10 protein-coding genes are annotated in these 9790 nt (G+C 64.5%); 7 read left to right on the top strand and 3 right to left on the bottom strand.

Annotation, left to right across the window (positions count from 1 at the left end):
• Positions 1-176: 176 nt before the first annotated feature.
• Positions 177-416, top strand: coding sequence for a hypothetical protein (locus IEY21_RS16315; protein ID WP_188905401.1), 240 nt, complete (start codon positions 177-179; stop codon positions 414-416).
• Positions 417-980: 564 nt separating this feature from the next.
• Here IEY21_RS16315 and IEY21_RS16310 read toward each other — a convergent pair.
• The 3 genes from IEY21_RS16310 to IEY21_RS16300 all read right to left on the bottom strand — a co-directional run bounded on the left by IEY21_RS16310 (position 981) and on the right by IEY21_RS16300 (position 3611).
• Complete coding sequence (locus tag IEY21_RS16310) at positions 981-1643, bottom strand: hypothetical protein (RefSeq protein WP_188905400.1); 663 nt, start codon at positions 1641-1643, stop codon at positions 981-983.
• Between the two features lie 370 nt (positions 1644-2013).
• Positions 2014-2274: a cold-shock protein gene (locus IEY21_RS16305; RefSeq protein ID WP_188905399.1), complete on the bottom strand. Its 261-nt coding sequence runs from the start codon at positions 2272-2274 to the stop codon at positions 2014-2016.
• A 332-nt stretch (positions 2275-2606) separates the two neighbouring features.
• Entirely contained in the window at positions 2607-3611 is a 1005-nt protein-coding gene (locus IEY21_RS16300) for a YHYH protein (RefSeq protein WP_188905398.1), read from the bottom strand.
• Between the two features lie 232 nt (positions 3612-3843).
• On the opposite strand from IEY21_RS16300, the gene IEY21_RS16295 reads away from it, so the two are divergent.
• From IEY21_RS16295 to IEY21_RS16270, 6 genes are all read left to right on the top strand, one after another.
• Positions 3844-4551, top strand: coding sequence for a hydroxymethylpyrimidine/phosphomethylpyrimidine kinase family protein (locus IEY21_RS16295; protein WP_188905397.1), 708 nt, complete (start codon positions 3844-3846; stop codon positions 4549-4551).
• Between the two features lie 167 nt (positions 4552-4718).
• Entirely contained in the window at positions 4719-5717 is a 999-nt protein-coding gene (locus tag IEY21_RS16290; RefSeq protein WP_188905396.1) for a Gfo/Idh/MocA family protein, read from the top strand.
• A 299-nt stretch (positions 5718-6016) separates the two neighbouring features.
• Complete coding sequence (gntA, locus tag IEY21_RS16285) at positions 6017-6847, top strand: guanitoxin biosynthesis heme-dependent pre-guanitoxin N-hydroxylase GntA (RefSeq protein ID WP_188905395.1); 831 nt, start codon at positions 6017-6019, stop codon at positions 6845-6847.
• On the top strand, positions 6840-7463 hold the full coding sequence (locus tag IEY21_RS16280; protein WP_188905394.1) for a DUF1989 domain-containing protein: 624 nt from the start codon (positions 6840-6842) through the stop codon (positions 7461-7463). The genes gntA and IEY21_RS16280 overlap by 8 nt, the downstream gene beginning before the upstream one ends.
• Positions 7464-7746: 283 nt before the next feature.
• Positions 7747-8616 carry an SDR family oxidoreductase gene (locus IEY21_RS16275; RefSeq protein ID WP_188905393.1) on the top strand — a complete coding sequence of 290 codons (870 nt, stop codon included), beginning with the start codon at positions 7747-7749 and terminating at the stop codon, positions 8614-8616.
• Between the two features lie 184 nt (positions 8617-8800).
• Positions 8801-9406, top strand: a complete 606-nt coding sequence (locus IEY21_RS16270) for a DUF1990 family protein (RefSeq protein WP_188905392.1) — start codon at positions 8801-8803, stop codon at positions 9404-9406.
• The last annotated feature ends 384 nt before the right edge of the window (positions 9407-9790 follow it).

The following is a 9790-nucleotide window of genomic DNA, read 5'->3' as shown; positions in this document are numbered from 1 at the left end:
ATCAGAACCATACGTCTGAGAGGCCATTCCTCATGGTATTTGCTCGCCCAGAGAGGCGTGAAATTCCAAAACGGGCTCTAGCGGAGGTGCTGGTGGACCGGTATACCGGGACTGTTCGCTTGGAGCCCGGGCCGAATCTGGTTTGGAACACCGCTGCGTCTGCCGAGCGGTGGACAATGCGGGAGCCAGCGGGCGCGTTGCCGTACAGCGAGGCGGACGCCCGCACCCTGGCATCGACCTTTGTGGCGACGTATCTGCCCGGCGCGACGGTGGAGGAAGGGCACACGCTGTCCGGGTATTACACCTTCGATTACCGTCAGGGAGGCGCCGAGGGGATGCTGAGTGTGAACGCCCGGACTGGAGAGATCTGGCGGCACACGTGGCACGGTTTGAGTCGGGAGGTGCCCCCCGGCTGAGGCCCCTGGCCTGCCTTGTGGTCACGCTGCAGCGGCGGACCTCAGTATGTCAGGCAGGAGAGCGCTTCAGGTGCGGCTGTTCCATCCGGAGCGTCGCACGTTGTCATTCAACCGCGGGACGGTATAGGTGCTCTCCTCGCGTCGCCCTCATAATCATCCGCTCTGCCAAGGGCCGAAGGATCACATAACGAAATCAGAAGATCTCTCTACCCCCACCACGGCAATCAGTAGGCCTTTGAGGGCGACCCGGCCCGTCGCGATCAGATTCAGCGTGAGAGTGACGCGGGCCGCGAAAGTCAGCTCAGTGAAGAGGACTATAAATTTGCCATCAAGCACGGCTTGATTGAGGGCTGACCACACAGTGGCGGGCCTTGCCCCCCGTGACTGGGCGGCCTTACTTTTTTGGCGGCGGCAAAGCACATCGGCCAGGGGTGAGTCCCCTCCCCAGCCCGCCGAGCTTTGCCGCCGTACCGCGAGGAAATAATTGACGGGCCGTGACAGCGGCTTTGCCTGTTTTTGCTCCCGGCAGTCCCCAGGCATGTGAACGCCTTGCGGCGTCCATGGTCACGCTGGGTCCAACTCCGGACCGTCGTGCGGTGCGGCCATCGTTCCGACGGGCGCTGAGGAGGCTCCTGTTTCCTCTCCTCTGGTAAAGAGGCGGCCAATCGCCTGGATGAATGTGTCCCGCCGCTCCAGTTCCTCAGGGGAGTAGCGCTCCTGCAGCCGCGCCGCCTTGAATGCCGCCACGTCCGTACCCGGCTCCAGCGCCCACGTTTCCAGCGGAACACACGCAATCTGCATATCCGGTCCCCACCCGTTCGCGGGCAACCCCAGTGCCCGCGTCGAGATCGGCCACGTCGCATCTATCAACCGGTCACCACCCGGCCCGTGCAGAATCAGATAATTGTGGACATCTATCACGGGTCCGTCAGTCCACTCGGCCAGTTCCGGCGCGGCCCCGGGCGGCAATCGGATCTCCTGCGTGCAGGCATAAACCGTGCTGCGCAACCCGAGTTCGGCGTACAGGGCGGCCAGCAACTCGTGCTTCGTGCTACACGTTCCACGCCATTCGCGCACGATCACCTCCGGATCATGCGCACTTGAGCGCGCGTACGGCATGTCTCGAACCAGCTCAAACAGTTCACGCTCATCCGGCAAGCGATCCCCGGAACGTAGGCCGCGGTCCACCGCGGCGGCGTGTAGCAGCGAAGCCAGGGGACGGTTCATCTACCCAGTGTACAAATCAGCCGGGTGGGCGAAGTGAAACCCGAGCCCATATCTGCAGCGTGGGGGACTCCGAACGGGCGGACCGTGCATCTCCGTGCCCTGCGGGCGGGTGTTGGAGGCCCTGCACGCCAGAAGACAGGACGTGCCCGACCCATTGCTCGCGCACGTGTCGCCCCTGGGGTGGAAGGACACCGGACTGAGCGGGGACTCCATGAGGCATACCGAACATTGCTCGAGCAAAGCCCATCCTGCACGCTTTTTCTTGGCGCAGTACGATTCCCGAATCCTGTCGCAGCTCCAATAAGCCGAATCCGCCAAAAAGAAGGGAGCCCATAAAGGCTCCCTTCTCCAGCTTGAAAATTTGCTCCGATTACCAGCGGTCGTCGCGGCGAGGGCGGTCGCCGAACGCAGGTGCAGGTGCAGCCTTCGTGACCACGATGTTCTTGGCCTGGGGGCCCTTGCCGCGCTGACCTTCTTCGACTTCGAATTCCACTTCGTCGCCTTCGTTCAGCTTCTTGAAGCCACTGCTCTGGATCGCGCTGAAGTGCGCGAAGACGTCAGGGCTGCCGGGCGTTTCGATGAAGCCAAAGCCCTTTTCTGCGTTAAACCATTTCACTTTACCTGTAGCCATGTTCTACTCCTCGAATTCCAAGTACGAAAGGACGTCGGGTAGATCACCTAGAGCACCCCTGGGCCCGTCCGTACTAAAGAACACTCGTGGCAAGTATAGCGCACAATTGTTGGCACTCACTGCCCAGCGGCCAATGGCTTCATTCTTGACCGTCCCAGACAGCAAAAGGCCACCTTCCAGTCGTCCCTCGCCACCAACGAAGATGGCGATGTTTTGAGGTATGAAGCCACCAAAGCCCGCCGGCCCACAGGCCACGGTCAAAGGCTGGAATCATGACAGGCATGGGTTCGGCAGGCCCACATCCCCCTGCTTAAACGCTGCGCAGCCAGCCTTCAGGGTCGACGCGGTGTGCTGGGACGGCCATCCGGTCCGCGCGGCGTAGGCGGCCCCAGCGAACTGCGGATGTCCCGCGTGGTTTCAGACCGCACCTCCCCGGTGTAACAACCCAGCAGGTACGGGTATTCCGGGGTCAGGCGGTAAGCGTAGTCGTAGGTGCGCCCATCGACGTTCACCGATTCGGCGCGCCCATGGCAGGCGTCGAGCGCCGCGTTCGTCAACAGTGTTCCCCCAGCGTCACGCATTCCCAGGATGGGATACCCGTCAAGGGCCCAGCCCACCACGGCGTTGCTGTCCGCTCCCGGCAGACAGGGAGAGCTGCTGTGGTAGTGGTACTGGCCCTTGCCCTGCGGATGGCCGTTGCAGAGGTCCTGAACCTCATGCGCGGCAGCGTCGTTGCCGGCATCGTCCAGCGCGTTGTAAAACGCCACGCCCGTGAGGGTGAACCCGATCATCCCCAGTCCCAGACAGCCGGGCTGGGCCGCCCTGACCGGTTCCAGCGGAATGTCGAAGTTCAGGTCCACCTGCGTGATGGGATTGGGATTGGTGTCGTAGGCGTACACCGGATCGGTCCGTGCGATGGGAAAGCTGCCGGTCGGCTGATTCACGGGCAGGCCGTTGCCCTGCACATTGAGCAGGGTCTGCGTGGCCGAAAGCTTGAGCCACGCCTCCGGCCAGAAAACCTCACCCTGAACGTGTGGTTTCTCCAGCGGGTTCCAGGTTTCGCCGTGGAACCAGTCGCCGACGTGACGGGCGCCGCCCGTACGAAACGTCGTCGAACAGGAGTAGACGTTGCCCACCTGAGGAGTGTCTGTGACGTGGCCGTCGCCCACCGGCAGTTCTGAGACTGAGGTGCTGGACGTCGTCGCTCCGCCGTGGGCCTGGGCGCAGGTGAGCAGGCTGCAGCCCAGTGCCAGTGCACCGAGCAGCCGGGCAGCCCGCCTCGGCCGTTCCGGCGCTGGAATGGAAGTCGGATGGACGCGGTTGAGTTCAGGATTCATGTGGGGTTCTCCTTGCTTTGACAGATCAGAGGACGCGAAGCCCGAGACCACGGATCCCGTGTGCGTGGGGACGGTGCGGGCCTGTCGTGGCCTCCCTGTTCTGCTTCATCCAAAGGATGTCCCGTTCATGTGAACAATTGGCGAAGGTAGGAACCGCAGTTCGCCCCGCATGGCAATCAAAGTGCGGCCACCGGCCGCTCGCCCCTAAGCCAGTTGCCGGTATGGGACCGTCGTGGTCCGTACGCTGGATCCGGCGATTTCAGACGCCAATCCCCCAAACGGATCGCGGACAGGGCGGTCAACGAAGCGGCTCGGGGGGCGACCGCTTGGGCCGCAACTGGTCCGGGCGCAGATCGAGGCGGTGCTGAGCGACTTTCCGGTGGCCGCCGTCAAGACCGGGGCATTGGGCCACGCGGACCTGATTCGGGCGGTGGCGGCGGCGCTGCGGGGACGTGGCCTGCCCGTGGTCGTGGATCCGGTGCTGCTGGCCAAGAGCGGGGACGCGCTGCTGGACCCGGGCGCGGTGGCGGTGATCAGGGACGAGCTGCTGCCCCTCGCCGCCCTGATCACGCCGAACCTGCCCGAGGCGCAGACCCTGTTCGGGCCAGACATTCCCGGCGGTCTGCCGCTGCTTCTCAAGGGCGGACACGCGGACGGCGCGACCGTGACCGATGAGCTGCGGACCCCACAGGTCCGGTTGCTGCTCCACGCGCCCCGGCAGGCCACCCGCCACACGCATGGAACGGGGTGCACCCTTTCGGCGGCGATCACGGCCAATCTGGCACGGGGAATGTCTTTGCCCGGTGCGGTGCGGGCCGCCCACACCTATGTCCAGTCGGCCATTCGGAGTGCGCCTGGGTTGGGCGCGGGACATGGTCCACTGAATTTCAGAGGCCAGGTCGAAGGCCCAGGGCTTTTACCTCACGCTGGATCAAGGTGATTGGAAGTTCTGTAGAAACCGGCGGAAGAACCGCGACACCGGGCCATCCTCAACTTGTGCCGCCGTCCGGGGGAAGTCATATTCATCTTCAGTCTCGACCAGACTGAACTTCCCCTCCCCACCCCTGGCAAAATCAGGGGGCGGTTGCGGAATCAAAGGAGAATCAGATGACCAGTTCCATTCGGGTGGGCGTGATCGGCCTCGGGGCCATCGGCCAGAACCTGTTGAAGGCTTTCACGGCCCATCCCGAGGTGCGCGTGACGGCCGTGTGCGATATCGACGTCTCCCTGGCGGAAAGGACCGCCCAACCGCTGGCGGCCTCGGCCTGGACGGACCACCGCCGGATGCTCGACGAGACCGATCTGGACCTCGTGTATGTGGCCGTGCCGCCGAAATACCACCACGCCATTGCACTGGACGTCATCGCGGCGGGCCGGCACATTCTGTGCGAGAAACCGCTGGCCCTCACGCTGGACGAAGCGCGGGACCTGCAGCGTGCGGCGCAGGCGAGGGGAGTCGTGCACGCTCTGAATCTGCCGCTGCATGGTGACCCGGGCATTCAGACCTTTCACCACCTTGTTCAGGGGGGCGAACTCGGAACGCTGCGCCGCACCGAGCTGACCCTGGTGTTTCCGCAGTGGCCGCGCGGGTGGCAGCAAAACCCCTGGATCGGCGGTCGGGAGCAGGGCGGACCGATCCGTGAGGTGGGGCCGCACCTGCTGCACGTCATCCTGACCACGCTGGGTCCAGTCGCGCGGGTGTGGGCCCACACCGAGTACCCCGCCAACGATCCGGACGCCTGTGAAATCGCTGCTCTCGGCACGCTGGAACTTGAAAATGGGTCTCTGGTCGTCGTGTCGTGCCTGACGAACGTGCCCCGCCCCGAGCAGGTGAGCTTGACCGTATACGGCTTAGCGGGCACCGCCGGGCTGGTGAACTGGGCAAGGCCGGTGGCGGCGCAGGGTCAGGCGCCGCCTGAACCCGTGCCTGTTGAGGGAGAGCAGGGGGCCGCAGGAACACGGCTGGTCCGGGCGCTCGTGGGGCGCGTGCGCGGCGGCTCGGGCGACCTGGTCGACTTCACCATGGGGGTGCGCATCCAGGCGGTTCTGGAGGCCTGGGAACAGTCCTCGGCGACCGGGACCTGGGTGGACGTCTTCCGCGCCTGAGGTCAGAGACCGGCGGCTGAGGTCACTGCCCGGACCGCCCTTCATCGGCGGTTGATCACGCCGCTTCCCCTGAAAGCGGCGGCGGTCTGGCCTGTTGTCCGTCGCGGCCCAGCCGGCCGCATACACGGGCCGGGACCACAGTTTCGTCTGAGACGACCTTTCGGGCTTTCTTCACCGCTCGCTGTTTTTCCTTGAGTTAGGGGCGAACTCCACAGAGTGGTCGGCCGCCTGCCGTTAGGTTCGGCGGACGACAACCCCGCACCCGGCTTCTTCAGGGCCGTGCGGAAAGTGGAGGAGCCATGCTCAACGATAACACCTCGGCAGGGGACAGTTTAAGCAGCTACCACCTGATTGAAAGCGGTGAATTACAGGGCACGGCGGGCGGTTCCTTCGTGCGCCGTGCCCACCGGGTCTTCCGGGACCGGATCCTGGCTCCCGATTTCTCCTGCGTGGCAGCCAAGGCGGCCTTCAATACCGACAACTACGCCTTCGCCAACTACAGCGAACTGGGCAGCCCCGAGACGACGGCGGCCCTTGCGCGCGATCTGGAGCGCTTCTGCCGCGACCAGGACCGTATGGACTCCGACTTTACGACCATGGTCGCCGTGTTCCGGGGACCACGTGATATGGACGAAACTGCCTTTGAGGCGCGGTTGTGGGAGCAACTTCGGGCATTGCACCGCGCCGACGCCTCGCCCTACAACTCCGAGGTCAGTGCCGATCCCCGTGACCCCACCTTCGGCTTCTCCTTCGCGGGGCGGGCCTTTTTCGTTATCGGCGGGCATCCGCGCAGCAGCCGCATCGCGCGGGCCTTTCCCTACCCGACGCTGGTGTTCAACGCGCACCGGCAGTTCCAGGCGCTGAAGCGCGACGGCCGCTGGTCCCGTTTCCAGGACACGATCCGGAGCCGCGAGATGAAGTTGCAGGGCAGTCTGAATCCCAACCTGGCCGACCACGGGCAGGCGTCCGAGGCCCGGCAGTACTCGGGCCGCGCGGTGGAGCCCGAGTGGCAGGCCCCCTTTCCCGCCCTACCGGATAATCTGCGCATTCCAGAGGCACACGCGGACGCTGACCGCTGCCCCTTTCTGTCCGCCGCTCGACGTTTTCATCAGGAGAATGCCCATGACTGAAGCTGTTTCCCAGGCCGAGACCCACCGGATTCCCCCCCAGAGCGGCACCGCCTTTCGCCTGCGCCGGGGTGACGTGCTCGTCGTGACGGACCCACGCGGCGAGCAGGTGGCCGACCTGATGGCCTATGCGGACAGCGACAGCGGCGAGTGGCTGTCCTCCGGCCGGACCTTCGACTACAACGAAACCATCTACCTCACCACCGGGCACATCCTGTACTCCAACCGCAGCCGCCCGATGCTGACCCTGCTGCGCGACGACGTGGGCCGCCATGACTTTCTGCTCACGCCGTGTTCGACCGAGACCTTTGAACTGCTGTATCCACCCGGCACGGCCGAGGGACACCCCAGCTGTTTCGGCAACCTGGTGCAGGCCCTCGCGCCCTACGGCATCCAGCCCGACCAGATCCCTACCACCCTCAACATCTTTATGAACGTGCTGGTGGGCGAGAACGGCCGCGTGAAGATCGGTCCTCCGATCTCGCGGGCCGGTCAGTCGCTGGAACTGCGCGCCGAGATGGATCTGGTGGTGGGCCTGACCGCGTGCTCGGCGGAAGGCAGCAACAACGGCACCTTCAAACCGATCGACTACCGAATTGTTCCGCCGCAGGAGGTTTGAGGCGTCCCAGGAAAATCAGTGGCCTGAGACGGGCACATGGATTACACCGCCATACCATGAGGTCAAGCAGGTGAACTGACCGGGCCATCCGGAACTGATGTCGCAAATAACCTTGAGCCGCTTCTTGTGCTCTGATTCGGAGAAATGTCGGCAATGTGTGGCGGTGAGGTAGAGAGGCAAAACCGGGGAACCCTCAGCATCGACCCTTCACCTCTTCTTGAATGCCTCCCCCTTGATCCAATTCTCAACTTCTCTGTCCCCGCGGCGGCCAACAATACCGGGCATGACGCACCATGACGATCCGCGCACGCCCGAACCGGCCATTCCCCCGCAGCACCAAGACAACCCCGGCACCGAGGCCGGACTGGAACCTGCCGCCGACCACGGCGAGACGTCTTACCACGGCAGCGGCAAGCTGAAGGGCAAGGTGGCCCTGATCACCGGGGCCGACAGCGGCATCGGCAAGGCGGTGGCCATTGCCTTTGCCCGCGAGGGAGCCGACGTGGTGATCTCCTACCTCAGCGAGGACCGTGACGCCGAGGATACCGCGCGGCTGGTGCGCGAGGCCGGGCGGCAGGCCCTGACCATCGCCGGAGACATCGGTGATCCGGCGCACTGCCAGAAGCTGGTGGAGCGCACGGTGGCCGAATTTGGAGCGCTGGACGTGCTCGTCAACAACGTGGCGTACCAGAACTCTTTCAAGGACCTGGGAGACGTCACGCCGCAGGAACTGGAACGGCATTACCGCACCAATGTCTTTGCCATCTTCTACCTGTGCCAGTCGGCGTTGCCCCACCTGAAGCCGGGAGCGAGCATCATCAACACGTCGTCGGTGCAGGCGTACCAGCCCTCGCCGAACATCCTGGCCTACGCCTCCACCAAGGGCGCGGTTGTCACGATGACGAAGGGGCTGGCCAAGATGCTCGCCGAACACGGCATCCGCGTGAACTCGGTTGCGCCGGGACCGATCTGGACACCCCTGGTGGTGCAGGGAGACGCCGATTCTGCGCCCGAGTTCGGCCAGAACACGCCGCTGGGCCGCCCCGGACAGCCCGCCGAACTCGCCGCCACCTACGTGTTGCTGGCCTCGGGCGACAGCGCGTATACCACCGGAGCCATCTACGCCATCACCGGCGGCGAACTCACCGCGTAGACCGGTTCACGGTGCCGCGGCGCTCCCGAATCACCCCCGACTGGATACAGGGGCCCGCTGAACCTGGGGAGGCGACGCCTTCAACGCACCTGCACAGGACTTCCTGAGCCCTTCCTGCCACCGGATAAACATCCCTCACCTGGATCCTGCCCTGCCGATCTGACATTCATCCTGGAGGTCTTCCATGTCCCCCCGCTTTTCCCTGTTGTGGGCGCTGCCTGTCGTGACGGCCGCCCTGATCCTCAAAGGCCCGCGCCATCCCCTGCGCCCCTCCACTCCGCAGGACGGTGTGGGGCCGCTCACCCGCAGGCGCTACTGGGTAGAGATCGAGGCTTGTACCCGGGAGCCTGAGGAGATCGCCGAACACTGGCGCACCCACCTTCCAGACCACGTGCCCCGCTGGCTGGCGTGGTTCCGGGGCCTCGATCACCCGGTGCCGCCGCTGCGACAGGGCGACCGTCTGTGGATTCTGATGTTCCTGATCCGGCGCGGGCGGGTGATGATCGAACACACGGATTCCCTGGGCTTCCGCGCCCGTACGCTGCAGCTCCATCCCGAGGCGGGTACCACGGACTTCCGGGTCCTGCCAGGACAGACGCCGGGACGCGTGCTTCTCCAGATCGAGTCGCTGTTTCGCAGCCATTCGCACATTGACCGGCTGGCCTATATCCTCGGCGTTCATGCCGCGCAGCGCCGCACCTGGGAACTGACCCTGCTGAGCGTGGCCCGGTACGCGGGCGGGCGCATGGTCGATCACGGCACTGAGACGCTGGAAACGTCTGGGCTGTAGCATACGGCTGTGTTGACCGGGTAAGCATCAGAGCGCTGGGTTGCAGAAGCCGGAAGCGAACCACGCTGAGGGTGAATGGTGGCACGCTGATCCTCTTTCCCGGCATCATCGGTGGGCCACCGCGTGGGTTGAAGACTTCAGGACGACAACTGATGTGTCCGGTATTGCGTCTCTGACTACAAAGGAGCGGTCAGGCCCCGTACGGGTGCCGTTCTGGCCAAGAGTCGTTGAGCTGCAAGCAGGTCAACTTGGAGATGTTGATCCGGCTGTTCATTCACCGTGCCAATGCGTCATGACCCTCAACCCCTGACGGCCTGACACAAAGTATGAGAAAGCGTCCCCGGTAGGGGACACTTTCTGTTTGTGACAACCGAAAATGCCACC

Source organism: Deinococcus aerophilus (genome assembly GCF_014647075.1).
GTDB classification, from domain to species: domain Bacteria; phylum Deinococcota; class Deinococci; order Deinococcales; family Deinococcaceae; genus Deinococcus; species Deinococcus aerophilus.
This window is presented reverse-complemented; position numbering and strand designations above follow the sequence as displayed.